Here is a 26,632-nt window from a genome sequence, read left to right on the forward strand (position 1 = left end):
CTGGTGTGAGCGTGGAGTGAGTGCGGTGTGAGCTGCCGGCCTGGGGAAGACGGGGCAAGATCCGGGCAATCCTGCTTCAAGCCTCCACGCCACAGGCCACCGACAGATAGCTTTTCATGCGCGCGCTGGCCCGCTCCGGGTCGGCCAGCGCACCGCAGGCATCGGCCAGCTCGAACACCTTGGCAAAGTGCACGGCCCCGCGTGCAGACTGCATTCCGCCGGCCATGGAGAAGTGCTTCTGGTGGCCATTGAGCCAGGCCAGGAACACGATGCCTGCCTTGTAATGCCGCGTGGGCGCGCAAAAAACCTCGCGCGACAGCGCCACCGTGGGATCCAGCAGTTCCCGGAAGCGTCCGCTGCGGCCCTGGGCCAGTTCGGCCAGCGCCACGGCCGCCACCGGGGCGATGGGGTCGAAGATGCCCAGCAGGCCGTGGGAGTGGCCGCCCTCACCGGCTGCCGTCCCATCGCCGGCCATGAGTTCGGCGTAGTGGAAATCGTCACCCGTGTACATCTTCACGCCCGCAGGCAGCCTGCGGCGCAGCGCCTTCTCCCATTGCGCATCGAGCAGCGATACCTTGATGCCTTCGACCTTGGGCGCCTTCGCTGCGATCAGCGCGGCGACGGTATCGAGGGCCTGCGCCAGGTCCGTACTGCCCCAGTAGCCGCGCAGCGCAGGGTCGAACATCTCGCCCAGCCAGTGCAGCACCACGGGCTGGTCGGCAGCGTCCAGCAGCCGGTCATAGAGTTGCAGATAGTCCTGCGGGCCGCGCGCGGCCTGGGCCAGGGCGCGGCTGGCCATGAGGACCACGGGGCAGCCTTCGGCCTGCACCACGTCCATCTGCTCGCGATAGGCCCCCTCGACCTGTGCCAGCGTGACCCCGGGTTGCGCCGCCAGCTGGTCGGTGCCCGCGCCGCAGGCCAGCTGGCCGCCCACTGCCCGCGCATGGCGCGCGCTGCGCTGGATGAGTTCGCGTGCCGATGGCCAGTCCAGGCCCATGCCGCGCTGGGCCGTGTCCATGGCTTCGGCGACCTTGAAGCCCAGGCGGTACAGATGCTCGCGGAAGGCCAACGTCGCCTCCCAATCGATGGCAGGCGGGCCATCCCAGGGATGCGTGGTTGCCAACGGGTCGATCACCACATGGGCCGCTGCGTAGACGCTGCGGTTGAAGGCAGGGGCCGGGCCCGCGGGAGCGATGGGACTGGCCTTCATGGCCAGTGGCACGAGACGGCCGTCGCTTCGGGGAAGGAGGATCTGCATGGGGGTCTCCTGCCTCAAGCCCGTCGGCCGAGGATGTGGTCGGCAGCCTTCTCGGCCACCATGATGGTGGGAGCGTTGGTGTTGCACGAGGGGATGAAGGGCATCACGGACGCATCGGCCACCCGCAGCCCCTCCATGCCGATGAGCTGCAGTTGCGGCGTCACCACGCTGTACGGGTCGTGCTCGGGGCCCATGCGGCAGGTGCCCACGGGATGGTGGTCGGTCTTGGCATGGGCGCAGGCGTAGTCAGACAGCTCGGCATCGCTGTCCCGATGTCCGCCCGGCAATACCTCGCCGTGCACGTAGCGCTGCAGCGCTGGCTGGCCCAGCAGCTTGCGCGCGAGGCGCAGGCCCTTGATGGACATGGCCCGGTCATGCGGGTCTGCCCAGTAGTTGGGATCGATCAAGGGCGCCGACGCCGGGTCTGCATCCGCGAGCCGGACCGTGCCACGCGAGCGGGGGCGCAGGTAGGCCGTGTTCAGCGTCACGCCCGCGTTCTCCAGCCCGGTCATCCCGGCTTCTATGCCCGAGCCCAGCCCCAGATGGAACTGGATGTCGGGCGAGCGCGCGAGCGCATCGGGGTCGGCATACCAGAAGCCCCCGGTCTCGAAGAGGCTGGAGGCGGCCGGCCCTTTCTTGAGCAGCAGGTACTGCAGGCCCGCCCAGGCCGCGTGCCAGGGGCGCTGGTATTTGTCGTAGGTGTGGTCGCCCGTGCATTCGGCGATCACGAACAGGTCCAGGTGGTCCTGCAGGTTGGAGCCGACACCAGGGAGGTCATGCACAGGCGCCAGCCCCACGCTGCGCAGATGGTCGGCAGGGCCTATGCCGGAGTGCATCAGCAGCCTGGGCGAGCCTATGGCGCCCGAGCAGACGATGACTTCGCGGCTGGCGTGCACGCTGAAAGGCGTGCGGCTGGTGCCCGAGACCGCCTCTACGCCAACCGCGCGCCGGCCCTGCACCAGCACGCGCAGCGCCTGGGTCTGCAGCTGGATGGTCAGATTGGGGCGGCGCATGCGCACCGGATCGATGAAGCCGGTGGCCGCCGACGCACGGCGCGCATTCCACTGCGTGAGCTGGTAGTAGCCCAGGCCCTGCTGCGCGGCGCCGTTGAAGTCGGGGTTGAAGGGCATGCCCATTTCCTGGCCGGCCTGGAAGAAGGCCTCGCAGATGGGCAGCGGGCTGACGGGGCAGGACACGCCCAGCGGGCCGCCGTAGCCGTGGTACTCGTTGGCGAAGCGCTGGTTGTTCTCCGACCGCTTGAAGTACGGCAGCACGTCGCGCCAGGACCAGCCCGTGGCGCCGCCCAGGCGCTCCCAGTCGTCATAGTCTGCCGGCACGCCGCGCGTGTACAGCTGGGCGTTGATGGTCGAGCCGCCACCGATGACCTTGGCCTGCGTGTAGCGCAGCACGCGCTGGTTCAGATGCCGCTGCGGCACGGTCTGCCATCCCCAGGAGCCCCGGCCCCGGGTCATGCGCGCAAAGCCCGCAGGCCAGTGGTACAGAAGATGCGAGTCCCAGCCCCCGGCCTCCAGCAGCAGCACGCGCACCGAGGGGTCGGCGCTCAGCCGGTTGGCCAGCACGCAGCCCGCAGAGCCCGCGCCCGTGATGATGTAGTCATAGCTGTCCATGGTCATCCTCCTCACAGCCGCGCGATGGAGAGCGCGCCATCCACATGCAGCACCGACCCCGTCGCAAACGCCAGCCTGCCGCTGGCCAGCGCGCTGGCGGCCTGCGCCACGTCCTCGGGCCGGCCCCAGCGGCCCATGGGCACAAGGCCCGCAGCGATCAGGCCGTCGTACCGATCGGCAGCACCCGCCGTCATGGCCGTGCGGACGATGCCGGGGCGCAGCTCGAACACGCCAATGCCGTGCGCCGCCAGGCGCAGCGCGAACAGGCGCGTCAGCATGCCCAGGCCGGCCTTGGACAGGCAGTACTCGCCGCGCTCCACCGACGCCATCTCGCCGCTGACCGAGGACACGGTGACGATGGACCGCGCAGCGCCCGAAGACGCAGCCAGCATGCGCTGCGCCACGGCCTGCGTGAAAAAGAAGCTGCCGCGCAGGTTGGTGGCCATCACCCGGTCGAAGTCCTCGGCGCGGATGTCCAGCAGATCGCCGCGGCGCGGCGATCCCATGCCTGCGTTGTTGACCAGGCAGGACGGCACACCGCCCCAGGCGCAGACCGCATCGAGCACACGAGCGTGGTCGTGCACGTCGGCCAGGTCGCCGCGCACACGCAGCGCACGCGCGCCGCAGGCCTGGATCTGCGCGACGCTGGCGCCGTCACTGGCGCCGTCGTCCTGCAGCGTGGTGATGGCCACGTCAAAGCCGTCGTGCGCCAGTTGCAGCGCAATGGCGGCGCCTATGCCCTGGCTGCCGCCGGTGACCAGGGCCACGGGGCGCCGTGCCGTCGATTGCGGATTCATGGCAGCAGCTCCTGAAGGTGGTGACGCAGGTGACTGCCCACGCGCAGGGCCTGGGCCGCCACGGTCAGCGCGGGGTTGACTGCGGCCGAGGACGGGAAGAATCCCGCATCGACCACATACAGGTTGTCCAGCTCCCAGGCCTTGCACTGCGGGTCCAGCGCCGAGGTGGCCGGATCACTCCCAAGGCGCACCGTTCCGCACTGGTGCGACACCACCTCGGTGCCGAAGCCGCGCGACAGCACCAGCGGGTAGCCGGTGCCGCGCAGTATCTGGGCGCAGCGCGCCACCCAACGCTGGTGGGCGCGCAGGTTGGTGCGGTGCCAGTGCAGGTCGATGGCTCCGTCTGCGCGCAGCGTGACGCGGCTGCTGGGGTGGGGCAGGTCCTCGCTTTGCGCGTACCAGTCCACACTGCGCTCGGCCAGCGCGCTGCGCAGCCACCTCGGGGTGCCCGGCAGGGCGGCACGCAGCATGGGCTCGCGGATCTTTCCCAGCAGTTGCAGGCTGCCCAGCGGCGGGCCGCCCGCGCCGTCGCCGAAATAGAAGTCGTGCAGTGCCAGCGTCTTGGGAAAGCGCGTGCGGTTGCGCCTGAACGGGTGCCATGCCATCAGGGCCGTGGTGTTGTGCGTCATGTAGTGGCGGCCCACCACGTCGCTGCCATTGGCCAGGCCGCGCGGATGCCGCGCATTGGCCGAGCGCAGCAGCAGGGCCGCCGAGTTGATGGCGCCGGCACTGAGCACGAACAGCCCCGCCGTGATGCGGCGCGCCACGCCGCGGTCCACCACCTCCGCCGCGACGACGCGCCGCCCCCCCGCATCGGTGAGCAGGCGCTGAACGTGCACGCCGGTGTGCAGCCGCACATTGCGGTGCGCCAGCGCAGGCCGCAGCAGGCAGGTTTCGGCATCGCCCTTGGCCCCCACCATGCAGGGCACGGCGTCGCAATTGGCGCAGCGCCAGCAGTGCCCGCCCGGTCCCAGGTCGATGGCGCAGGGCATGGGAAACGGCCGCAGGCCCTGGGCACGCAAGCGCTGCTCGATGCGCGAAAGCAGCGGCTCGTGCGGCACCGGGGGATGGGCATAGGCCGTGCTGCGCGGCGGCTCCGTGGGGTCGGCGCCGCCCTGGCCGCGCACGCCGAACAGCTGCTCGGCCAGGGCATACCAGGGTTCGAGATCGGCATAGCGCAGCGGCCAGGCGGGCGAGATGCCCTCCTCATGCTCCACCGCCTCGAAATCGCGCTGCCGAAAGCGCAGCATGGCCGTGCCGTAGAACTTGGTGTGCCCGCCCACGAAATAGAACATGCCGGGCCGAAACGCCCGCCCGCTGGCGTACCAGACCTCGTCGGTCTGGTAGCGTCTTTCGGCGAAGACGGCCTCGATGTCCCAGTTCTGCGCCTCGCGCGGCAGCACCGGGCCGCGCTCCAGCACCCATACGCTCGCACCGCTGTCCGCCAGTTGCAGGGCCACGGCCGAGCCGCCCACGCCCGAGCCGATGATGAGCACATCGCAGTCCAGCCCGTTGTGCGCCATGGCGGTCATGCGATCAGCGCCTGGGTGGCGGCATCGAAGCAGACCAGCCGAGACAGGTCGATCAGCAGGCGTGCCCTGTCCCCGGCGCGCAACGGCGCATCGGGCGGCAGCCGCGCGGTGAACGCATGGCCACCGAGCTTCAGCAGGGCCAGCGTGTCCGATCCGGTGGGCTCCAGCAGCTCGACGCGGGCCTCGGCCAGGCCCTGGCCAGGGGCGGCCGGCACGCCTTCGGGCGCCAGGCCCACGGCCTCGGCACGTATGCCGGCAATGACTTCGCTGCCCGCATGGCCCTGCAGCGCGGTGGCCAGCGGCTGCGGCAGGGGCAGGGACTGGCCGCCGATATCGAGGAAGGGACCGCCCTGCCCCTCACCCGCCCCCTCACCCACGCGCGCAGGCAGCAGGTTCATGCGCGGCGACCCCATGAAGCCCGCCACAAAGGTGTTGGCCGGCCGGTTGTAGACCTGCTGCGGCGTGCCCAGCTGCTGCAGCACCCCGCCCTTCATGACGGCGATGCGCGTGGCCAGGGTCATGGCCTCGATCTGGTCGTGCGTGACATAGATGATGGTGGCGCCCAGGCGCTGATGCAGCTTCTTGATCTCGGCGCGCATGTCCACGCGCAGCTGGGCTTCGAGGTTGGACAGCGGCTCGTCGAACAGGTAGAGCTGCGGCTCGCGCGCCAGCGCCCGCCCTATGGCCACGCGCTGGCGCTGGCCGCCCGACAGCTGGCGCGGCTTGCGCCCCAGCAGGTGCTCTATCTGCAGCAGCCTGGACACCTCCTGCACCCGCGCAAGGCGCCGCGACTTGTCCACCTTGCGCATCTCCAGCGGAAAGCCGATGTTGCCCGCCACGGTCATGTTGGGGTACAGCGCATAGGACTGGAACACCATGGAGATGTCGCGCTCGGCCGGCGCCGCGTGGGTGATGTCGCGGCCGCCCAGCGCCAGGCGGCCGCCGCTGGGCGGCTCCAGGCCCGCGATGATGTTCATCAGCGTGCTCTTGCCACAGCCCGACGGGCCGACGAGGACCAGGAATTCGCCCTCCTGCACGGCAATGCTGATGTCCTGCAGGATGCTGGCCGCGCCGAAGCGCTTGTGGATGCGGTCGAGATCAAGGAATGCCATGGAATGCCTCACTGCAAGATGCTGGGCATCAGCCTTTGACGGCGCCGGCCATCAGCCCGCGCACGAAGAACCGGCCCGACACCAGGTACACGGCCAGCGTCGGCAAGGCCGCGATGAACGCCCCCGCGAAGTGGACGTTGTATTCCTTGACGCCGGTGCTGCTGTTGACCAGGTTGTTCAGCGCCACGGTCAGCGGGTAGGAGCTGAAATCGCTGAACGAGGCGCCGAACAGGAACTCGTTCCAGATGCTGGTGAACTGCCATATCGCGGCCACCACGACGATGGGCAGGCTGTTGGGCAGCAGCACGCGCCACAGCAGCCCGAAGAACCCCGCGCCATCCATGCGCGCCGAGCGCACCAGCTCGGCCGGGAAGGCCGCGTAGTAGTTGCGAAAGAACAGCGTGGTGAAGCCTATGCCGTACACCGTGTTGACGAAGACCAGGCCCTTGAGGCTGCCCGCCAGGCCCAGCGCCCCCAGCATCTTGGCCATGGGGATCAGCACGATCTGGAATGGAATGAAGACCGACAGCAAGATGGCGCCGAACAGCAGGTCCGCCCTCCGGAAACGGAACTGGGTCAGGATGCAGCCGTTGAGCGCGCCCAGGGCCGTGGACAGCAGCACGGATGGCACGGCCACCAGGAAGGAATTGAGGAAGAACGGCCGCAGCCCCGTGGCCTGCACGCCGATCTGCGCCGTGCTCCAGGCGCTGCGCCAGGGCGCCAGCGTCCACTGGCCGGGCAGCGCCAGCAGGTGGCCGCTGCGGATCTCGTCGAGCGGCTTGAAGGAATTGGCCAGCATCACATAGACCGGCAGCAGGAAGACCGCCGCCAGCAGGACCAGCGCCGCATACAGCAGCACGCGCCAGGGCTGAAGCCGCCGTGTCACGGACCAGGGTGTGCGCAGCTCAGTCATGGCGACCTCCTGCGCTGCGCATGGCGCCCCAGAGATAGGGCAGGACGATGGCGCCCACGGCCAGCAGCATCAGCACCGAGCTGGCCGCGCCCACGGCCATCTCGTTGCGGGTGAACGAGTACTGGTACATGAACACCGAGGGCAGCCAGGTCGAGCGGCCGGGCCCGCCATTGGTCAGCGCAATCACCAGGTCATAGGACTTGATGGCCATGTGCGCCAGGATCACGAAGGCCGATACGAAAACCGGCCCCAATTGCGGCAGGATGATGCGCCAGTAGACCTGCCAGGTGCGCGCGCCATCGAGCCGCGCCGCATGGATCTGCTCGGAGTCCACCCCGCGCAGGCCCGCCAGGAACAGGGCCATGGCAAAGCCGCTGGTCTGCCACACGGCGGCGATGACCACGCAGTAGATGGCCATGTCGCCGTCCTTGATCCAGCCGAACGCAAAACCCTGCCAGCCCAGCAGGTGCATGGATTTTTCCAGGCCCACGCCGGGGTCGAGCAGCCATTTCCACGCCGTTCCCGTGACGATGAAGGACAGGGCCATGGGGTACAGGAAGATGGAGCGCAGCACGGCCTCGGCGCGGATCTTCTGGTCGATCAGGATGGCCAGTACCAGGCCCAGCGCCATGGCAATGGCGATGTAGAGGCTGGCGAACACCGCGAGGTTGTTCGCCGAGATCTTCCAGTTCTCCAGCCCCAGCAGCCGCGTGTAGGCAGCGGTGCCGGCCCATTCATGGCGCGGCAGCAGGGTCGATGCCGTGAACGACAGATAGACCGTGAACAGAATGCATCCGTACACGCACACCAGCGTGAGCAGCACGCTGGGGCTGAGCAGCAGCCTGGGGAGCCAGCCGGCCTTCATGGCAGGGTCCTCCATCAGTCGGCCAGGGCCGAGGCCAGCTCGGTCACGGCCCTGGCATCGTCGATCTGGCCGTTGAAGTGGCGCGTGACCACGTCATAGATGGCGTTCTTGGCCGATGCGGCCGTCGCATGGCCCAGCGCAATGGAGCCCAGCATGCTGCGCCGGCCATCGGCCTCGGCCACGTCGCGGATGGCCTTTTTGCCGCATTCGTCGAAGGCCGTATCCGCCACGTCCAGGCGCGCAGGCGCCGCACCCTTGACGACATTGAACGCCGACTGAAAGGCCGGCTCCATGATGGCGGCCGCCAGCTTGCGCTGAGCGGCCGCCTTGCCCGCGTCGGACAGCCTGAACATCACGAACTGGTCGGTACTGAAGGCCACCATGCCCTGGGTGCCCGGGAAGCGATAGCAGGCAAAGTCCTTGCCGGGCTGCTTGCCGGCGTTGAGGAACTCGCCCTTGGCCCAGTCGCCCATGATCTGGAAGCCCGCCTTGCCGGCGATGACCATGCCCGAGGCCACGTTCCAGTCGCGCCCCGAAAAATCCTTGTCCACCAGGCTGCGGATCTGCGCCATGCGCTGGAATACCTTGCGCGTGGTCGCCGACCGGATGGTGGCCGGATCGCGCTCGATGAAGGCCTTGCGGTAGTAGTCGGCGCCGCCCGTGGACAGGGCCACGCTGTCGAACACGATGGCCTCCTGCCAGGGCTGGCCGCCATGGGCGATGGCGATGAAGCCGGCCTGGCGCACCTTGCGCGCCGCCGTGATGAATTCGTCAAAGCTCGCTGGCTCGGCCGTCACGCCCGCCTGGGCCAGCACCTGCCGGTTGGCCCACAGCCAGTTGGTCGAATGGATGTTGACCGGCGCCGCGATCCAGCGGCCCTGGTAGCGCGAGAATTTCTGCACCTCCTGCGGCACGCTTTTGTCCCAGCCCTCGCGCGCGGCCAGGGCATCCAGGTCGGCGACCACGCCCTGGCCGCCCCAGTCCAGGATGTCGAAGCCCAGCATCTGCACCGCCGTGGGCGGGTTGCCCGAGGTCACGCGGGCGCGCACCGCCGTCATGGCCGCCTCGCCGCCGCCACCGGCCACGGGCATGTCGTTCCAGCGCACGCCCTGCTTTTCCAGCCCGCTCTTGAGCAGGTTCAGCGCAGCGGCCTCGCCGCCAGCGGTCCACCAGTGCAGGACCTCGACGCTCTGCCCGGCCATGGCGGCCGGCGGTGTGGCAAGGGCCATGGCCATCGCCATGGCAGTCAGTGGCCGCTTCATGCCGTGTCTCCTTCGTGGATGGGCAGATACCAGTGGCTGCGCGCACCCAGGTGCATGTGCAGGGTCTTGGCCTGGGTGTAGTCCTCGGCGGCACGGCGGCCCAGCTCTCGGCCCAGGCCGCTTTGGCGGTAGCCGCCGAAAGGCAGCTCGGCATGGCCTTCGAGGAAGGTATTGACCCAGACCGTGCCGGCCTTGATGCGCCGCGCCGCCGCCAGGCAGGTGCTGAAGTCACGGCTCCAGACGGCGGCCGACAGGCCGTAGAGCGTGGCGTTGGCCAGGTCGATCGCATCGTCCAGGTCCTCGAAGACCAGCACCGCGAGCACGGGCCCGAAGACCTCCTGCCTGGCAATGGCCATGTCCGGCGTCACGCCGGCCAGCACCGTGGGCCCCACATACAGGCCCGGGCGCGCCATGCGGCCGCCGCCCAGCACCACGCGGGCGCCGGCCTGGCGCGCGGCCTCGATGTGGGTGAGGATGGCGTCCAGCTGGCGCTGCGTGGTGATGGCGCCCACCTGCACGCCCTGGTCCAGCGGATCGCCCACGCGCACCTGCCGAGCGCGCTCGGCCACGGCGGCCACGAAGCGCTCGGCGATGGCCGCCTGCACCAGCACGCGGCTGCCGCTGTTGCAGCACTGGCCGGCATTGAAGTGCATGCCCAGCACCGTGGCATCGACGGCCGCCTCGAAGTCGCAGTCGGCAAAGACGATCTGGGGGTTCTTGCCGCCCAGCTCCAGGGACAGCTTCTTGAGGGTCTGCGCCGAAGCTGCGGCCACCTTCCGGCCTGTTTCCGTGGAGCCCGTGAAGGACAGCATGTCGATGTCCGGGTGCGCGGCCAGGACCTCGCCGACAGCGCCACCGCCGCCTGGCAGGATGTTGACGGCACCGGGCGGCAGGCCGGCGTTCATGAGGATCTCGCCCAGCATCAGCGTGGTGGCCGATGTTTCCTCGGCCGGCTTGACCACGGCCGTGCAGCCGGCGGCCAGCGCAAAGGGCAGCTTCTGGCTGACGATGAGCAGGGGAAAGTTCCAGGGCGTGACGATGCCGACCACGCCCAGCGGCTCGCGCAGCACCACACCCAGCGTCTGCTCGCCCAGCGTGTCATAGCTGTCGCCATGCAGGTTGCGCGCCAGTGCGGCGGCGTAGTGCCACAGGTCGGCCGCCGCGCCCACCTCGTCCAGCGACTGGGCCAGCGGCTTGCCGGTCTCCAGCGTCTCCATACGCGCCAATTCCTGCCTGCGGTCCAGCAGGCATTCGGCCACGGCACGCAGCACGCTGGCGCGCTGCGCACCCTTCATGCGGGGCCAGGGCCCGTGGTCCGCAGCGCGGCGTGCTGCGGCAATGGCACGCGCGGCATCGGCCCGCCCGGCCCGCGCATGGATGCTGGCCACGGTGCCGTGGGCCGGGGAGCGGCGTTCCAGCGTCGCGCCGTCGGCCGCATCGGCCCAGGCGCCATCGATGAGCAGCCGGCCATGGAACGGGGGCCTGTGGATGAGGCCGGTCATGGCCCCTGCATTCACTGCAGTTGCATGGGCTGGAGGCGGGTTCGCGGCAGTCATGGTGGCGGTCTCCTTGGGTGGTTCAGGGGGCAAGGGCGGGACGGCGAATCAGCAGGTCGGCAGGTCGGCGCAGATTCAGCGGCCCAGGTAGCGCGGCACGCGCTTTTCCTTGAAGCTGAGCAGGCCTTCGGCTGCATCGGCCGTGCTCGCGGCCAGGGCTGCGGCCATGGCTTCCAGTGCGGCGGGTGCGTCTTCGCCGGCGGCGGCATTGATCAGTTGCTTGGTCAGCTGCAGTGCCACGGGCGCCTGGCCTGCCATGTCGTGGGCCAACGCAGCAGCGCGCAGGCCCAGTTCGCTGGCCGGCACCCGTTCATGCACCAGCCCGCAGGCCAGCGCCTGATCGGCGGACAGCCGCACGCCGCCCAGGGCCAGGTACTTCGCGTGGCCGGGGCCGATCAGCCGCACCAGCCGCTGCGAGCCGGACCAGCCGGGACAGGTGGCGATCGATGCCTCTGGCAGCGCGAACTGGGCCGTATCGACGGCGATGCGCACATCGCTGGTGATGGCCAGCTCCAGCCCGCCGCCGAACGCATGGCCGTTGAGCGCCGCAATCACGGGCTGGCGCAGCCGCGCCCACCGGTCAAACACCTGGTGGCCACGGCGCACCCACTGCCGCCACATGTCCAGCGGCTGCAGCGCGGCCCAGGCATGAATGTCAGCGCCCGCGCAAAAGGCCCTGTCGCCACGGCCGGTCAGCACCACGGCACGGATGGCGCCATCGGCCTCGATCTCGCGCGCCATGTGCTCCAGTGCGTCAAGCATGCAGGGGGTCAGCGCGTTCAGCCGTGCGGGCCGGTCTATCGTGACCTGGGCCACGGGGCCCTGGCGCACCAGTTGAACCAGGGTCTCAGCCACGGCGGACCTCCCGGGCCTGCAGGGCCAGGCCAAAGGGCGCATCGTGGAACAGGCGCTCATCCATACGCCGCAGGTCGGGCGCCACCTGCAGCGCCATGCCGGCCTGCTCCAGCACATCGCGCTGCAGGTCCACGCCGGGCGCGATCTCGCGCACGACCAGGCCCTGGTCTTCGAGGTCGATGACGCAGCGCTCGGTCACATAGCGCACCCGCTGCCCGCGCTGGCGCCCGACCAGGCCGCTGAAGCTGATGTGCTCGGCCATGCCGACGAACTTGCGCGTGCCGCCCTCCTCGAGGATGTCCAGCCGCCCGTCTCCCACGCGCAGCCTGGCGCCGGCCGTGAAAAGTCCGCAGAAGACGATGCGCCGCGCATGGGCCGTGATATCCACAAAGCCGCCGCAGCCGGCCGTCAGATAGGGCCTGGCCCCCAGCCGCGAGACATTGACGCTGCCATCGCCATCCACCTGCAGGAAGGACAGCAGCGTCACATCGAAGCCCCCGCCCTGGAAATAGGTGAACTGCTGGGGCGAGGCCACGATGGCATCGGCATTGGCCGCGCAGCCAAAGGCAAAGCCCAGCAGCGGCATGCCGCCGACGGCGCCCTGCTCTATGACCCAGGTCACCTCGCCATGCAGGCCCTCCTCGAGCAGGATGCGCGGCACATTGGCCGCAATGCCAAAGCCCAGGTTGGCGGCATGCCCGTGCGCCAGCTCCATGGCGGCGCGGCGCGCAATCACCTTCTCGGGCCCCCAGGCCTGGGGCTCGAAGCCGGACAGCGGTTGCGCAACCTCCCCGCTGATGGCCGGGTCATACGCCGTCTGCGTGGTCTGCCACTGATCGGCATCGACCACCACATGGTCCACCAGATGGCAGGGGACGTGGACATCGTGCGGCCTCAGGTGGCCGGCCCTGACGATGCGCTTGACCTGGGCGATGACGATGCCGCCGTTGTTGCGTGCGGCCATCGCCTGCTCCAGCGCGCCCAGCAGCGCGCCTTCGTGCTCATAGCCCAGGTTGCCGCGCTCATCGGCCGTGGTGGCGCGCAGGACGGTCACGTCGGGCGCCACAGCGGGAAAGAACAGCCAGTCGCGCCCGTCGAAATGCTGCAGGCGCACTACCGGATGGCGGCTGGCCGGCTCGTTCATCGCGCAGCCCTGCTGTGCGGGATCGACAAAGGTGCCCATGCCCGCCTGGGTCAGCACGCCCGGGCGCCGCGCAGCCGCCTCGCGGTGCATGTCGAACAGGATGCCGCTGGGAATGTTGTAGGCCTGGATCTGGTTGTCCACCACCATGCGCCAGATCGCAGGCATGGGCAGCGAGGACGGGCCGCTGGGATACGAGCCGGCCAGGACACGCGACAGCAGCCCGGGCCGGGCCAGATGGTCCATTCCCTTGATGCCGTACATATCGCCGGCCGCAATCGGGTGCAGCGTGGTCAGGTTGCGCGGAGCACCCTCGCGTTCGAAGCGCTCGCCAATGGCGGCCAGCACCTTGTCGGGGCAGCCCAGCCCGCTGGACGAGCTCACGCTGACGATGTCGCCGTCGCGCAGCAAGGCTGCAGCCTGTGCGGCGGTGATGTGCTTGCTCATGCGGCTGCCCCCCATTCCCGTGCAAGGGGATTGGCTATGGGCACGGCCCGGCCCGTGCGGCAGGCCTGGGCCATGGCCACCGCCGCCGCCAGCGAGCGCACGCCGTCCTCGCCGGTGGCGGCAGGCAGGCCTTCGCCACGCAGCGCGGCGCAGAACGCGGCCACCCCATGCGCGTAGAGACCGTGGTGCTCCACGGCAATGGCCTGCTCGCCGGCCCCATTGCGCAGCAGCACCTCGCCGCCCGGCCGCTGCGTCATCACATCGCGCCCGATGAGCGAGCCCGAGGTGCCATGGATCTCGATGCCGGTTCCCGCATGCGCCACGGTGAATGCCGCATGCAGTTGCGCCAGCACGCCGTTGTCCAGCCGCAGCACGGCCATCACGCCGTCCGCCACGCCGTTGCGGGACAGCGGTCCTTGCTGCTCCAGCGCCACCGCCTCCACCGGCTCAGCCCCCAGGATGAAGCGCAGCGCATCCACGTCATGCACGCCGATGTCGAGGATCGCGCCACCGGCCTCGGGCCGCTCCAGCCGCCAGCCCTGCACAGAGGGCGGCAGCTCGATGGCGTGGAAGACGCGCGCAAACAGCGGCTGGCCCACGGCGCCATCGCGCACCAGCCCGCGCATCCTGCGGTGCGTTGCCGCGTTGCGCAGGTGGTGGTTGGTGCCCAGCACCACGCCTGCGGCCCGGCATGCCCTCACCATGTCCAGCGCCTGCTGCACGGTCAGCGCCAATGGCTTCTCGCACAGGACATGCTTGCCGGCCGCTGCCGCAGCAAGGACCTGGGCGTGGCGCAGTTCGTTGTCGGAGCTGACGTAGACCACCTGGACTGACGGGTCGGCCAGCATGGCGGGCACCGAGTCGTAGGCGCGGGCAATGCCCTGCTCGGCAGCAAACTGCGCCGCGCGCTTTGCACTGCGGCTGGCGACCGCCGCCACCGTGTGCCCGCGCTGCGCGCGGATGGCACCGATCATGTGATCGGCAGCAATGGTGCTGGCCCCTATCAATCCCCAACCGACCTCGCTCATGGTCTCCCTCCCTGTATTTATGATTTCTATTGGAACGTTCTAATTGATTATTGGAACGTTCCAAAAGAAGATCAAGCACAATCGCGCCGACCCAGGGAAAACACCGAACCATGATGAACAAGCCCCCTTCCGTGCGCGCCGTGACCATCCTTGACGTGGCGGCTGCGGCCCAGGTCTCCAAATCAACGGTGTCGCTGGTGCTCAAGGGCAGCCCCCTGATTCCGGCCGAGACATCGGAGCGCGTGCGTGCAGCGGCAGCGCAGCTCGGCTACGTCTACAACCGCCGCGCCGGAGAGCTGCGGCGCCAGTCGTCCAACATGGTCGGTGTCGTGATCAACGACCTGATGAACCCCTTCTTTGCCGAGGTGCTGGCGGGGCTGGAGCGCAGGCTGGCCGATGCCGGCTTCATCACGCTCATGGCCCACACCAGCGAAAGCCTGGAGCGCCAGCAAAAAGTGCTGACCACCATGCGCGAGCACAACGCGGCCGGCATTGCGCTGTGCCCGGCGCTGGACACGCCGGCCTCGCTGGCGCAGGACCTGCAGTCATGGGGCATTCCCCTGGTGGTCATGATCCGCACGCTGGGCGAGGGAAGCTACGACTTCGCAGGCGCCGACAACGCCCATGGCGTGATGGCGGCCACGCGCCACCTGCTGGCGGCCGGGCATCGCCGCATCGGTTTTCTGGGAGGGCTGGACGGCCTGATGCTGGAGCAGCGCCTGAGCGGCTGCAGGGCCGCCTTTGCCGATGCGGGCCTGGCTTTCGATGAAGACCTGGTTTTCTCCGCCAGCCCCACGCGCACGGGAGGGCATGACGCCATGCGCAGCCTGCTGGCCGCGCAGCCAGCCATCAAGGCGGCCATCTGCTACAACGATCTGGTGGCCTTTGGCGCACTGTCTGCCCTGGACGAAAACGGACTGCGCGCAGGCAAAGACTTCGCGCTCATGGGCTTCGACAACGTGTTCGATGCCGCGCATTCCCATCCCCCCCTGAGCACGGTGGACGTGCGCCCCGCCGAGCTTGGCGAACAGGCTGCCACCTTGCTGCTGGCACGCATGGCCCATCCGGGCCAGCCCCGCCAGCAGTTGTTGGCCAGGCCCAAGCTGGTGCTGCGCCAGTCAGCCTGAAGACCGCGGCTCGGTCGGAACTGGCCCGGATACCGACTGGCTCCACCGCGCTGAGCGGGATGCGCTCTGGCCTGCCGGCTTTTGATGAACCAGGCTCATGGTTTCATGAGATAAGACCACTTTACTTCATCGATTGCCGTCCATAACATCCGCACCTATTGCTTGCCCGCAGTTTTCGGCAAGGGCATGAATCAGGTCGCAGATCACAATGAACCAAGAACTCAGCTTCCATCTCAAGCGCATTCGTTTCGATGAAGACTATCAACCATCGGACAGCACGCGCATTACCACCAACTTTGCCAATCTGGCCCGTGGCGATTGCCGGCAGCAGAACCTGCGCAACACGCTGAGGATGATTGACAACCGCTTCAACGACCTGGCCCACTGGGACAATCCCACGGGAGATCGCTACTCGGTGGAGCTCGAGATCATCTCGGTCGAAATGGGAATTGGCGCCAGAAACGGCCTTGGTGCGTTTCCGTTGATCGAGATATTGAAGACCAGCATCCTCGACAAGAAGAACCACAAGCGCATAGACGGCATCGCAGGGAACAATTTCTCCTCCTACGTGCGCGACTACGATTTCAGCGTTGTGCTTGCGCAGTACAACGCCAACCGATCCGAATTCGGCACCCCCGATGATTTTGGCGACTTGCATGGGAAGCTGTTCAGGCAATTTTCCAGTTCAGGCACCTACAGGCAGCACTTCGACAAGCCGCCCGTCATCTGTATCAGCGTGTCCACCAGCAAGACCTACCAGCGCACCGGAAACCGGCACCCCATACTGGGCATCGAGTATCGGCAGAGCGAGTTCTCCTCGACCGACCGGTATTTCGAGAAGATGGGAATGCAGGTTCGCTTCTTCATGCCTCCAAATGGCGTTGCGCCACTGGCCTTCTACTTTCACGGCGACCTGCTGAACGACTATACGAATATCGAGCTGATCGGCACGATCAGCACCATGGAGACCTTCCAGAAGATTTATCGCCCCGAAATCTACAACGCGAATTCTGCAGCCGGGATGCTCTATCAACCCAGCCTGAAGAATCACGATTACTCGTCGACGCAGATTGTCTATGACCGGGAAGAGCGCAGCCAGTTGGCTGTCAAGCAGGGCAAGTTTGCAGAGCAGCACTTCATCAAGCCGTACAAGAATGTGCTTGAGCAATGGGCTGCCGATTTCGCCCTGTAGCCACCCGCCGCCATGCCTGCCATGGCACCCAATCCGTGGCGGGCCGGGAAAACCGTCCCGGAGCACGCCCGCCATACCCCTGTTTGATTTGAAGGAATTCCCAGATGTTCGAAACCTCGATCGCCGGCAGCCTGCCCAAGCCCGCCTGGCTGGCTGAAACCAACAAGCTCTGGCCCCAGTGGAAGGCCGAAGGCGATGCGCTTCGCCAGGCCAAGGCCGATGCAACCCTGCTGTGGATCAAGGCCCAGGAAGACGCAGGCCTGGACATCGTGTGCGACGGCGAGCAGTCGCGCCAGCACTTCGTGCACGGCTTCCTGGAGCAGGTCGAGGGCATCGACTTCGAGAACAAGGTGAAGATGGGCATCCGCGACAACCGCTACGACGCGATGGTGCCGCAGGTGGTGTCGGCCCTGCGCCTGAAGGGCCGCGTGCATGCCTTCGAGGCCCAACTGGCACGCGCGCACACCAGGAAGAAGCTGAAGTTCACGCTGCCCGGCCCCATGACCATCGTCGACACCGTGGCGGACCGCTTCTATGGCGACAGGGTGAAGATGGCCTTCGCCTTCGCCGAGCTGCTCAACCAGGAGGCCCTGGCGCTGCAGGCCGACGGCGTGGACATCATCCAGTTCGACGAGCCCGCCTTCAACGTCTACATGAAGGACGCCGCCGACTGGGGCGTGCAGGCGCTGGAACGTGCGGCGCAGGGCCTGACCTGCACGACGGCCGTGCATATCTGCTACGGCTACGGGATCAAGGCCAATACGGACTGGAAAAGCACCCTGGGCGATGAATGGCGCCAGTACGAGACGGTGTTCCCCGCGCTGGCCAGGAGCCGCATCGACCAGGTGAGCCTGGAGTGCATCCACTCCCACGTGCCGCCCGACCTGATGAGGCTGCTGGCCGGCAAGGACGTGATGGTCGGCGTGATCGACGTGGCCAGCGACGTGGTCGAGACCCCCGAAGAGGTGGCCGACACCATCGGCCGGGCGCTGGAGTTCGTGCCGAAGGAGCGGCTGTTCCCCTGCACGAACTGCGGCCTCGCACCCATGGGCCGCGACGTGGCGTGGCGCAAGCTGCAAGCGCTGGCAGCAGGCACGCGGCTGGCAAAGGAGCGGTTGGCCGCTGCGTAAGTCGCGCCCGGCCGCCACGCCGGGCTACCCAGGGCTGCGATGGATCTGCAATGCGGCAGAACAAAAACCCCAGCGCACCCTGCATCAAAGGGCTTGTTCGTCCGGACCGGGCCAGCCCCGCCAGCCATTGCTGGCTACACGTCGGCTGGTACAGCGGGCGAGCCTGAGTCAACCTGGGCCAGCCGTGCCGCCCACCATCTCCCGCACCCAGCCCGGCAGCTCGACGGCCTTCTGCCTGGGAAAGTCCACCCAGATGACGGTGCCGCCACCGGCCGCGCAGATCACGCCGGGTTCGGAGACGCGTTCCATGGTTCCCCAGGTCTCGAAGGTGGTGCGGCCGGGGTCGCTGACATACATCTTGAGCAGTACTTCGTCGGGATAGGCCAGCTGCTGGTGGAAGTTGCAAAAAGCATTGACGATGACCGGCCCCTGCCCGCCCGGCGTAGGCTCCATGCCCGCTTCAACCATCCAGTCGATGCGGGCAGTCTCTAGATAGCGGAAGTACATGGCGTTGTTGACATGGCCCATGGCGTCCATGTCGCCCCAGCGCACTTTGAATCGCATCTCGTGAACCCATTTTTTATATTCTGGAATCTCTATGCGCATGCCTGCAGTCTCCTTGTTGTAGCGCCACCGCAAGGCACCATGCCCCGCAGCCCCCGGTCACTGTGCAGCAGGGCGGATTCCCGCGCTGTCACCTATCAGCAACGGCAGGGTCCAAGCACGTCATAGAATCCACCGCATTGCGGCTTTTGCGCTGCAACCGAACAAACGTTCGGTCTGCCGACCATCCTGTTTTTCAATATCCAAGCGAGACACCCCGATGACGAACGAAGAAATCCTGGCCCAGTACGGGCCGCGCGAAGCCATGGAATACGACGTGGTGGTGGTCGGCGGCGGCCCCGGCGGGCTGGCCACGGCCATCCGCCTCAAGCAGCTGGCGGCCGAAAAAGGCCAGGATGTCTCCGTCGTCGTGCTGGAAAAGGGGTCGGAACCCGGTGCCCACATCCTGTCGGGCGCCATCATGGACCCGCGTGCGCTGACCGAGCTGATCCCTGACTGGAAGGAAAAGGGCGCGCCCCTGACCCAGCCCGTCACCGATGACGCCATGGTCTTCCTGGGCGAGAAATCCGCCCTGCGCACGCCCAACTTCCTGCTGCCGGCCTGTTTCCAGAACCATGGCAACTACATCGTTCGCCTGGGCTACGTGGTCAAGTGGCTGGGCGAGCAGGCCGAGGCACTGGGCGTTGAAATCTTCCCGGGCTTTGCTGCCGCCGAGGTGCTCTACAACGAGGACGGTTCGGTCAAGGGCGTGGCCACCGGCAACATGGGCATCGGCAAGGACGGCGAGCCCACGGGCGAGTTCCAGCTGGGCATGGAGCTGCACGCCAAGTACACGATCTTTGCCGAAGGCTCACGCGGCCATCTGGGCAAGCAGATCATCGCCAAGTACCAGCTGGACGCCGGCAAGGACCCGCAAAGCTACGGCCTGGGCATCAAGGAGCTGTGGGAAATCGACCCGGCACGCCACAAGCCCGGCTTCGTGATGCACACGGCCGGCTGGCCCATGGACAGCAAGACCTACGGCGGCGCCTTCCTCTACCACCTGGACGACAACAAGGTCACGCTGGGCTTCATCACGGGCCTGGACTATGCCAACCCCTACCTGAGCCCCTTCGAGGAATTCCAGCGCTGGAAGACCCATCCCAACATCCGCTACTACCTGGAAGGCGACGAGTCCAAGGGCATCAAGCCGGCCAAGCGCCTGGGCTACGGCGCGCGCGCCATCACGGCCGGCGGCCTGCTGTCCCTGCCCAAGTTCGTGTTCCCGGGCGGCGCGCTCGTGGGCTGCGACGCAGGTTTCCTGAACGTCAGCCGCATCAAGGGCAGCCATGCCGCCATCAAGACCGGCATGCTGGCCGCCGAGGCCGCCTATGACGCCATCGTCGCGGGCCGCCAGGGCGACGAGCTGGGCGCCTATGTAGAGGCCTTCGAGAACAGCTGGCTGTACGAAGAGCTGAACAAGTCGCGCAACTTCAAGGCCTGGTTCAAGAAGGGCCTGACCACGGCCACGCTGATGAACGGCATCGAGCAGTTCGTGCTCAAGGGCAACATCCCCTGGACGCTGCACCGCGACAAGCCCGACCACGCCTACCTGAAGCCGGCGGCCGAGTGCAAGCCCATCGACTACCCCAAGCCCGATGGCAAGCTGACCTTCGACCGCCTGTCCAGCGTCTTCATCAGCAACACCAACCACGCCGAAGACCAGCCCGCCCACCTGACGCTCAAGGACGCCTCGGTGCCCGTGGCCATCAACCTGGCCAAGTACGCAGGCCCCGAGCAGCGCTACTGCCCAGCCGGCGTCTACGAGTTCGTGGACGACACGGCCCAGGGCGGCAAGCGCCTGCAGATCAACGCCCAGAACTGCGTGCACTGCAAGACCTGCGACATCAAGGACCCCACGCAGAACATCGTCTGGGTCACGCCCGAAGGCGGCGGAGGGCCGAACTACGCGGGCATGTGATCCGCGCGCCACACCGGCCCTTCTCTGAAGCCTGCCCAAGCCTGCTTGTGCAGGCTTTTTCTTTGAGCCTCGTCAAAGCAACATCGGTGCAGAAAGCATAGAAGGCCATCCGAAATGCCATCGCACGCAATAAAAATGCACGGCAAAGCCAAAAACAGGCCCTTGAAGACGCAAACCTGCATCGCCAAACCTGTCCAAGACGCATGAAAAAGTTGCACCTAGGGCATTCCCCGCAGATTTCATGCCAATTTTTAGATACAAACCTATAGGTGAAAACCGGGTCGTCCAAACGCCAAGGCGTACAGGGCGGCTGCAGTAGACTTTGCCGCGAAGCGCCGCGACCGTCCTGTGCGGCCTTCTGCTGAGCAAACAGGAACAACCACAAGCACGTTGGAGATACACGTATGAAGCACTTGTCTTGGGCGCCCCTGGGCGCGCTGGCCCTGGCAATTTCCGCCATTGCGGGCGGCGCCCACGCCGCTGACGAGAAGTCGGTCGCAGTGACCGCCATCGTCGAGCATCCTGCACTCGACGCCGTGCGCGACGGCGTGCAGGCCGCGCTCAAGGAAGCAGGCTACGAAGCCGGCAAGAACCTCAAGTGGCAGTACCAGAGTGCCCAGGGCAACACCGGCACGGCCGCGCAGATCGCTCGAAAGTTCGTGGGCGACAAGCCTGATGCCATCGTCGCCATCGCCACGCCCTCGGCCCAGGCCGTGGTCGCCGCCACCAAGACCGTGCCCGTGGTGTTCTCCGCCGTGACCGACCCCGTGGCCGCCAAGCTGGTGCCCAGCTGGGAGCCTTCCAAGAACAACGTGACCGGCGTGTCCGACCTGCTGGCCCTGGACAAGCAGATGGAGCTGGTCAAGCAGGTCGTGCCCAACGCCAAGCGCGTGGGCATGGTCTACAACCCCGGCGAGGCCAACTCCGCCGTGGTGGTCAAGGAACTCAAGACCCTGCTGCCCAAGCTGGGCATGACCCTGGTGGAAGCCGCCGCTCCCCGCTCCGTGGACGTCAGCAGCGCTGCGCGCAGCCTGGTCGGCAAGGTCGATGTGATCTATACCAACACCGACAACAACGTGGTCTCGGCCTACGAGTCGCTGGTCAAGGTCGGCCAGGACGCCAAGATCCCGCTGGTGGCCTCGGACACCGACTCCGTCAAGCGCGGCGCCGTGGCGGCCCTGGGCATCAACTACCGCGATCTGGGCGAGCAGACCGGCCGCATGGTGGTGCGCATCCTCAAGGGCGAGAAGCCCGGCGATCTCAAGACCGAAGTCAGCACCAAGATGGAGCTGTTCGTGAATCCGGGCGCCGCCGAGAAGCAGGGCGTCAAGCTGTCCGACGCACTGGTCAAGTCGGCCGCCCAGGTGATCAAGTAATACCCGGGGTTTGCCTGCCCGGGACCAACCCGGGCAGTGCGCCCACGGTGGCAGGCGCCATGGCAACATGGCCCTGCCCTTTTTTTAAGTCGTTTTCCGTTCCCACGCGCCTGTCGCTCTTCCTATGTCCCTCTTTTCATTGCTCGGTGCCGTCGAGATCGGCCTGATCTTCAGCCTGGTGGCGCTGGGCGTCTTCATCTCGTTCAGACTGCTGCGCTTTCCCGACCTCACGGTGGACGGCAGCTTTCCGCTGGGCGGCGCCGTCTGCGCCATCCTGATTTCCACGGGCACCAATCCCTGGCTGGCCACGCTGGCCGGCACGGCCGCTGGCGCCGTCGCGGGCCTGATCACGGGCTGGCTCAATGTGCGCCTGAAGATCATGGACCTGCTGGCCTCCATCCTGATGATGATCGGCCTGTATTCGGTCAACCTGCGCATCATGGGCGGCCCCAACGTGCCGCTGATCAACGAGACCACGCTGTTCACCCTGCTGCAGCCCGACAGCGTGGCCGACTATGTGATGCGCCCGCTGATCCTGTTCGTCATCGTCGTGCTGGCCAAGCTGGGCCTGGACTGGTTCTTCGCCACCGAACGGGGCCTGGCCATCCGCGCCACGGGCTCCAACGCCCGCATGGCACGCTCGCAGGGCGTGAACACCGGCGCCATGATCCTGCTGGGCATGGCGATCTCCAACGGCCTGGTCGGCCTGGCCGGCGCGCTGTTCGTGCAGACCCAGGGCGGCTCGGACATTTCCATGGGCATCGGCACCATCGTCATCGGCCTGGCTGCCGTGATCGTGGGCGAGTCCATCCTGCCTTCGCGCCGCATCGTCTGGGCCACGCTGGCCGTGGTGGTGGGCGCCATCGTGTACCGCTTCTTCATTGCAGCGGCCCTCAACAGCGATTTCATCGGCCTCAAGGCCCAGGATCTGAACCTTGTCACCGCGCTGCTGGTGACCGTCGCCCTGGTGATCCCCCAACTGAAGCGCAAATTTGCGCAAAGGAAATGACACCCCCTGAGCGGCTATGCCGCTTCCCCCTCTCTACTCGCTGCGCGAGGGAGGGGAACGACGCCATCGCTGCGGGGCGGCCCTTGCTCGGCGTCCCTGAGTTTGGACCGCGTCAGTTCAAGCACCACGCCTTGAGCGACTGAACGAAGAAATACCGGAGATTGCACTCATGCTGAGCGCACAACAACTCGAAATCACCTTCAACCCCGGCACGCCCATCGAAACGCGGGCGCTGCGCGGCATGTCGCTGGACATTCCCGACGGCCAGTTCGTCACCGTCATCGGCTCCAACGGCGCCGGCAAGTCCACCTTCCTGAACGCCGTCTCGGGCGACCTGTCCGTGGACAAGGGCCGCATCGAGATCGCCGGCCAGGACATGACGCGCCTGCCCGTGTGGGCACGTTCCGAGCGCGTGGCCCGCGTCTTCCAGGACCCCATGGCGGGCACCTGCGAGGACCTGACCATCGAGGAAAACATGGCCCTGGCCCAGCGCCGCGGCACCTTCCGCCGCCTGAGCCGCGCCGTCAAGGCCGAGATGCGCGACAACTTCCGCGAACGCCTGTCCATCCTGGGCCTGGGCCTGGAAAACCGCCTGACCGACCGCATCGGCCTGCTCTCTGGCGGCCAGCGCCAGGCCGTGAGCCTGCTGATGGCGGCGCTGCAGCCTTCGCGCATCCTGCTGCTGGACGAGCACACCGCCGCGCTCGACCCGCGCACGGCCGACTTCGTGCTGCAGCTGACGGCGCGCATCGTCTCCGAGGCCAAGCTCACCACCATGATGGTCACCCACAGCATGCGCCAGGCGCTGGACGTGGGCGAGCGCACGGTGATGCTGCACCAGGGCCAGGTGGTGCTCGACGTCAGCGGCGAGGAACGCGCCCGCATGGACGTGCCCGACCTGCTGCAAATGTTCGAGAAGGTGCGCGGCGAAAAGCTGGCAGACGACGCGCTGCTGCTGGGCTGAACGCCCCGCACTCCAGGAAACAAGGGGCGCTACGGCGCCCTTTGTTCATGGGATGGCTACGGGCTGGCTAAACCCACACGTCGTTCAACGCCGTCCTCTCGCCGCCTTCCTCCCCGGTGTTCAGCACACCGCGCGGCTCGATCAGCATGAGGCGGGCTTCCCGCTCGGCGCTGGGCCTGTGCTCCGTGCCTTTGGGGACCACGTAGAGCTCGCCCTGGCGCAGCAGCACATGGCCATCACGGAAGTCGATGCGCAGCTCGCCGTCCAGCACCAGGAAGGCTTCATCCGTTTCGGCATGCGAGTGCCAGATGAACTCGCCCTGCACGCGCACGATCTTGAACTGGTAGTCGTTCATTTCGGCAACGACGCGGGGGCTCCACTGGCCGGTGAAGCGGCTGAATTTGTCGGGGAAATTGATGGCCTCGCAGGGGCGGTTTTCAACGGGGAACGTCATGGGCAGACCTTATGAAAGCGTGTGAAGCCTCCATGCTAGGAAGCGCCTTCCCTGCGGTCTTGCACGATCGTGCAGCTCAGGCCGCGCCCAGGCGCCTGAGCCAGCGTGCGGGCGGCACGCCATAGGCCATGGCGAACTGGCGCGCCATGTGGCTCTGGTCGAAGAAGCCGGCCTGCAGTGCAGCATCGGCCACGCCCTGCCCCGCCAGCAGCAGGCGCCGCACGGTGTCCAGCCGGCGCATGCTCAGGTAGCGGTAGGGGCTGGTGCCGTAGAGCGCGCGGAAATCCCGGCACAGCCGCCAGCGGTCCAGGCCGCTGGCCCGGGCCAGGTCCTCCAGGGTCACGCCCTGCACCAGCGCGTCGTGGATGCAGGCGCGGGCGCGCTCCACGGCCCCCAGGTCCGGCAGGCGCCGGACGTTGCGCCGGCCCGCCACGGCGTCCAGCGCCCATGCCAGGTCGTAGAGGGCATCGTCGCGTGCCAGCGGCTCCAGGTCTTCATCCAGGCCCTGCAGCAGCGGCAGCAGCGCGGCCTTGAGCCGCGGATCGGCAGACAGCCCGCCCTCGACAAAGGGCAAGGGCCTGCCGCCCAGCACCTGCTGGATCAGGGCCGGCTCCACATAGACCATGCGGTAGCGAAAGCCTGCGTCGGTGCCCGCGTGGCCGTCATGCAATTCGTCAGGGTGCAGCACCATGGCACCGCCCGGCAGGCTGTGCCGCTGGCTGCGGCGGTAGGCAAAGCTTTGCACGCCGGACAGCGTCAGGCCCAGTGCATAGGTGTCGTGCCTGTGGGGCGCATAGCCGTGCCCGCCGAAGTAGGCCTCGATGCGCTCCAGGCCTGCGCCCAGCTGCGAATGCCGGACCCAGTCGCTGGAGATGCTCGTTTCTGCCATGTGGGTTGGTGGTGAGGGGTGTGCAAAGCAGCCGCAGATGGTAACTGCGGGCCAGTGACCTCAAGGCGAGCAGGCAGGCTGCTCCGCGCCCGGCACGGACTGGATTGCCGGTGCGCGGCGCATGGCCGCCGACACCACCCACCCCAGCAGCGCGATCAGCGCGGCACCCCATTCGGCCTGCTGCAGCCCCCGGGCCGTGGCCTCGCGCAGCGCATCGGGCGCCGTGATACCGGCCAGCGGCGCCGTGGCCACCATCACCAGCAAGGCCAGCCCCATTGCTGCGCCCACCTGCTGGGCCGTGGCCGCAATGCCCGAGGCCACGCCCTGCTGCGCAGCCGCCACGCCCTGGCCGGCGACCACCCACATGGCGGTCCAGCTGGCGCCCTGGCCCAGGCTGAGCACCACAAAGCCCGGCACCAGCCAGACATAGCTGCCGCCCAGCGGCAGTGCCCAGGCCATGTACGCCAGGCCGAGGGTGCCTGCGGCCCAGCCGCCCATGAGCACGGTGCGCGGCGTGGAGCGGTGCAGCCAGTGTTCGGCCCAGCGGATGCCCAGCGTGCAGACCGCCGTGGGCAGCAGGAAGGCCAGGCCGGCCTGCAGCGGGCTCCAGCCGTAGATCTGCTGGAAGTACAGCGCCAGAAAGTAGTACTGCACGCCAAAGCTGCTCATGAAGATCATGGTCAGCAGCATGGCCGAGCGCAGGCTGGGCACGCGCAGCAGGGACAGCGGCATCAGCGGCGAGGCGATGCGGGCCTCGATGCGCCAGAAAAGGGCCAGCGCCGCCATGGCCACGGCCAGCGTCCCCAGCGTGGCGGCGCTGGCAAAGCCCCATTCAGGGCCTTGCACCAGGGCCGTCACCAGCAGGCTGCTGCCCACGGTCACGCTCAGGCAACCGGCCAGATCAAAGCCCTGGCCCGGTGCGGCACGCCCGGTACGGGCCGAGGGCGGCAGAAAGCGCAGCGCCGCCATGGCACACGGCCAGGCCACGGGCACCAGCACCCACAGCACCCAGTTCCAGCCCAGCGTCTGCGTGAGCACGCCGCCCAGCAGCGCGCCGGCCGCCAGCCCGCCGGCCGACGCCATGCTCCACACGGCCAGGGCGCGGTTGCGCTCGGGCCCGGCCGCATACAAGGTATTGATCAGCGACAGCGTGGCCGGAAACAGCAGCGCCCCTGCCACGCCCTGCCCTGCGCGGCCCAGCACCAGTTGCCAGGGCTGGGAGGCGAAGCCGCCGACCAGCGAGGCCAGGCCGAACAGCGCCATCCCCGCCACATACATGCGCCGCTTGCCCAGCAGGTCCGCACAGCGCCCGCCCAGCAGCAGGCAGCCGCCAAAGGCCACGCTGTAGGCACTGACCACCCATTGCAGGTGGTGCGCATCCATCTGCAGCTGCTGGCCCATGGCGTCGAGCGCGACGAAGACGATGGTGGCATCCAGCGCAATCAGCAACTGGGACAGGGACAGCAGCGCCAGCGCGGCGCGCGGGTGGCGCAGGGCGCCAGCGGGGGAGTCGTTCACAAGCATGGGAGCGATCCTAATTAATGCATTTCCGAAGATAAACATCAGATATTCA

At 67.6% G+C, this 26,632-nt stretch carries 23 protein-coding genes; 7 read left to right on the forward strand and 16 right to left on the reverse strand.

Features of this window, described 5'->3' with window-relative positions; translation table 11 throughout:
- Positions 1 to 76 precede the first annotated feature (76 nt).
- From ACF8ML_RS17180 to ACF8ML_RS17235, 12 genes are all read right to left on the reverse strand, one after another.
- A complete protein-coding gene (locus tag ACF8ML_RS17180; protein ID WP_392407499.1) occupies positions 77 to 1,258 on the reverse strand; it encodes a dihydrodipicolinate synthase family protein in 1,182 nt (393 codons plus the stop codon).
- Positions 1,259 to 1,272: 14 nt separating this feature from the next.
- Entirely contained in the window at positions 1,273 to 2,886 is a 1,614-nt protein-coding gene (locus ACF8ML_RS17185; protein ID WP_392407500.1) for a GMC family oxidoreductase, read from the reverse strand.
- Between the two features lie 11 nt (positions 2,887 to 2,897).
- Positions 2,898 to 3,683, reverse strand: coding sequence for a 3-ketoacyl-ACP reductase (locus ACF8ML_RS17190; protein ID WP_392407501.1), 786 nt, complete (start codon positions 3,681 to 3,683; stop codon positions 2,898 to 2,900).
- Positions 3,680 to 5,215, reverse strand: coding sequence for a GMC family oxidoreductase (locus tag ACF8ML_RS17195; RefSeq protein ID WP_392407502.1), 1,536 nt, complete (start codon positions 5,213 to 5,215; stop codon positions 3,680 to 3,682). The genes ACF8ML_RS17190 and ACF8ML_RS17195 overlap by 4 nt, the downstream gene beginning before the upstream one ends.
- On the reverse strand, positions 5,212 to 6,327 hold the full coding sequence (locus tag ACF8ML_RS17200) for an ABC transporter ATP-binding protein (protein WP_392407503.1): 1,116 nt from the start codon (positions 6,325 to 6,327) through the stop codon (positions 5,212 to 5,214). Before ACF8ML_RS17200 ends, ACF8ML_RS17195 begins: the two co-directional genes overlap by 4 nt.
- Positions 6,328 to 6,355: 28 nt before the next feature.
- Positions 6,356 to 7,240 (reverse strand): carbohydrate ABC transporter permease, encoded by an 885-nt coding sequence (locus ACF8ML_RS17205; protein ID WP_392407504.1) that lies wholly within the window; start codon positions 7,238 to 7,240, stop codon positions 6,356 to 6,358.
- Positions 7,233 to 8,105 (reverse strand): carbohydrate ABC transporter permease, encoded by an 873-nt coding sequence (locus tag ACF8ML_RS17210; protein ID WP_016446303.1) that lies wholly within the window; start codon positions 8,103 to 8,105, stop codon positions 7,233 to 7,235. Before ACF8ML_RS17210 ends, ACF8ML_RS17205 begins: the two co-directional genes overlap by 8 nt.
- Positions 8,106 to 8,119: 14 nt before the next feature.
- Positions 8,120 to 9,367 carry an ABC transporter substrate-binding protein gene (locus tag ACF8ML_RS17215; protein ID WP_392407506.1) on the reverse strand — a complete coding sequence of 416 codons (1,248 nt, stop codon included), beginning with the start codon at positions 9,365 to 9,367 and terminating at the stop codon, positions 8,120 to 8,122.
- A complete protein-coding gene (locus ACF8ML_RS17220; RefSeq protein ID WP_392407508.1) occupies positions 9,364 to 10,923 on the reverse strand; it encodes an aldehyde dehydrogenase family protein in 1,560 nt (519 codons plus the stop codon). The genes ACF8ML_RS17215 and ACF8ML_RS17220 overlap by 4 nt, the downstream gene beginning before the upstream one ends.
- A 75-nt stretch (positions 10,924 to 10,998) precedes the next feature.
- Positions 10,999 to 11,778: an enoyl-CoA hydratase/isomerase family protein gene (locus ACF8ML_RS17225; RefSeq protein ID WP_043791169.1), complete on the reverse strand. Its 780-nt coding sequence runs from the start codon at positions 11,776 to 11,778 to the stop codon at positions 10,999 to 11,001.
- Complete coding sequence (locus tag ACF8ML_RS17230; protein WP_392407509.1) at positions 11,771 to 13,366, reverse strand: acyl CoA:acetate/3-ketoacid CoA transferase; 1,596 nt, start codon at positions 13,364 to 13,366, stop codon at positions 11,771 to 11,773. The genes ACF8ML_RS17225 and ACF8ML_RS17230 overlap by 8 nt, the downstream gene beginning before the upstream one ends.
- The gene (locus ACF8ML_RS17235; protein WP_392407510.1) at positions 13,363 to 14,394 is read right to left on the reverse strand and encodes a Gfo/Idh/MocA family protein; all 1,032 of its coding nucleotides are present in this window, start codon (positions 14,392 to 14,394) and stop codon (positions 13,363 to 13,365) included. Before ACF8ML_RS17235 ends, ACF8ML_RS17230 begins: the two co-directional genes overlap by 4 nt.
- Before the next feature lie 110 nt (positions 14,395 to 14,504).
- Here ACF8ML_RS17235 and ACF8ML_RS17240 point away from each other — a divergent pair, with 110 nt between their 5' ends.
- The 3 genes from ACF8ML_RS17240 (at position 14,505) to ACF8ML_RS17250 (ending at position 17,843) form a co-directional block, all read left to right on the forward strand.
- Complete coding sequence (locus ACF8ML_RS17240) at positions 14,505 to 15,521, forward strand: LacI family DNA-binding transcriptional regulator (protein WP_016446309.1); 1,017 nt, start codon at positions 14,505 to 14,507, stop codon at positions 15,519 to 15,521.
- A 208-nt stretch (positions 15,522 to 15,729) separates the two neighbouring features.
- Positions 15,730 to 16,713, forward strand: a complete 984-nt coding sequence (locus tag ACF8ML_RS17245) for a DUF1852 domain-containing protein (protein WP_034366714.1) — start codon at positions 15,730 to 15,732, stop codon at positions 16,711 to 16,713.
- Positions 16,714 to 16,817: 104 nt separating this feature from the next.
- Complete coding sequence (locus tag ACF8ML_RS17250; RefSeq protein ID WP_016451519.1) at positions 16,818 to 17,843, forward strand: methionine synthase; 1,026 nt, start codon at positions 16,818 to 16,820, stop codon at positions 17,841 to 17,843.
- 168 nt (positions 17,844 to 18,011) lie between these two features.
- Here the strand turns inward: ACF8ML_RS17250 and ACF8ML_RS17255 are convergent, their stop codons facing one another.
- Positions 18,012 to 18,449, reverse strand: a complete 438-nt coding sequence (locus ACF8ML_RS17255) for a thioesterase family protein (RefSeq protein WP_047327475.1) — start codon at positions 18,447 to 18,449, stop codon at positions 18,012 to 18,014.
- A gap of 217 nt (positions 18,450 to 18,666) precedes the next feature.
- Here ACF8ML_RS17255 and ACF8ML_RS17260 point away from each other — a divergent pair, with 217 nt between their 5' ends.
- The 4 genes from ACF8ML_RS17260 to ACF8ML_RS17275 all read left to right on the forward strand — a co-directional run bounded on the left by ACF8ML_RS17260 (position 18,667) and on the right by ACF8ML_RS17275 (position 23,716).
- Complete coding sequence (locus ACF8ML_RS17260; protein WP_034394846.1) at positions 18,667 to 20,367, forward strand: electron transfer flavoprotein-ubiquinone oxidoreductase; 1,701 nt, start codon at positions 18,667 to 18,669, stop codon at positions 20,365 to 20,367.
- Positions 20,368 to 20,771: 404 nt separating this feature from the next.
- Entirely contained in the window at positions 20,772 to 21,743 is a 972-nt protein-coding gene (locus tag ACF8ML_RS17265; protein ID WP_016446314.1) for an ABC transporter substrate-binding protein, read from the forward strand.
- A gap of 124 nt (positions 21,744 to 21,867) precedes the next feature.
- The gene (locus ACF8ML_RS17270) at positions 21,868 to 22,752 is read left to right on the forward strand and encodes an ABC transporter permease (RefSeq protein ID WP_016446315.1); all 885 of its coding nucleotides are present in this window, start codon (positions 21,868 to 21,870) and stop codon (positions 22,750 to 22,752) included.
- A 169-nt stretch (positions 22,753 to 22,921) separates the two neighbouring features.
- Positions 22,922 to 23,716: an ABC transporter ATP-binding protein gene (locus ACF8ML_RS17275; protein WP_016446316.1), complete on the forward strand. Its 795-nt coding sequence runs from the start codon at positions 22,922 to 22,924 to the stop codon at positions 23,714 to 23,716.
- 67 nt (positions 23,717 to 23,783) lie between these two features.
- On the opposite strand, the gene ACF8ML_RS17280 is transcribed toward ACF8ML_RS17275, so the two are convergent.
- From ACF8ML_RS17280 to ACF8ML_RS17290, 3 genes are all read right to left on the reverse strand, one after another.
- Positions 23,784 to 24,170, reverse strand: a complete 387-nt coding sequence (locus tag ACF8ML_RS17280; RefSeq protein WP_016446317.1) for a cupin domain-containing protein — start codon at positions 24,168 to 24,170, stop codon at positions 23,784 to 23,786.
- A gap of 76 nt (positions 24,171 to 24,246) precedes the next feature.
- Complete coding sequence (locus ACF8ML_RS17285; protein ID WP_392407511.1) at positions 24,247 to 25,059, reverse strand: AraC family transcriptional regulator; 813 nt, start codon at positions 25,057 to 25,059, stop codon at positions 24,247 to 24,249.
- 60 nt (positions 25,060 to 25,119) lie between these two features.
- Entirely contained in the window at positions 25,120 to 26,583 is a 1,464-nt protein-coding gene (locus ACF8ML_RS17290) for an MFS transporter (RefSeq protein ID WP_392407512.1), read from the reverse strand.
- Positions 26,584 to 26,632 lie beyond the last annotated feature (49 nt).

Origin of the sequence: Delftia sp. WSY_10 (genome assembly GCF_043104705.1) — a bacterium.
Lineage (GTDB): Bacteria > Pseudomonadota > Gammaproteobacteria > Burkholderiales > Burkholderiaceae_C > Comamonas > Comamonas tsuruhatensis.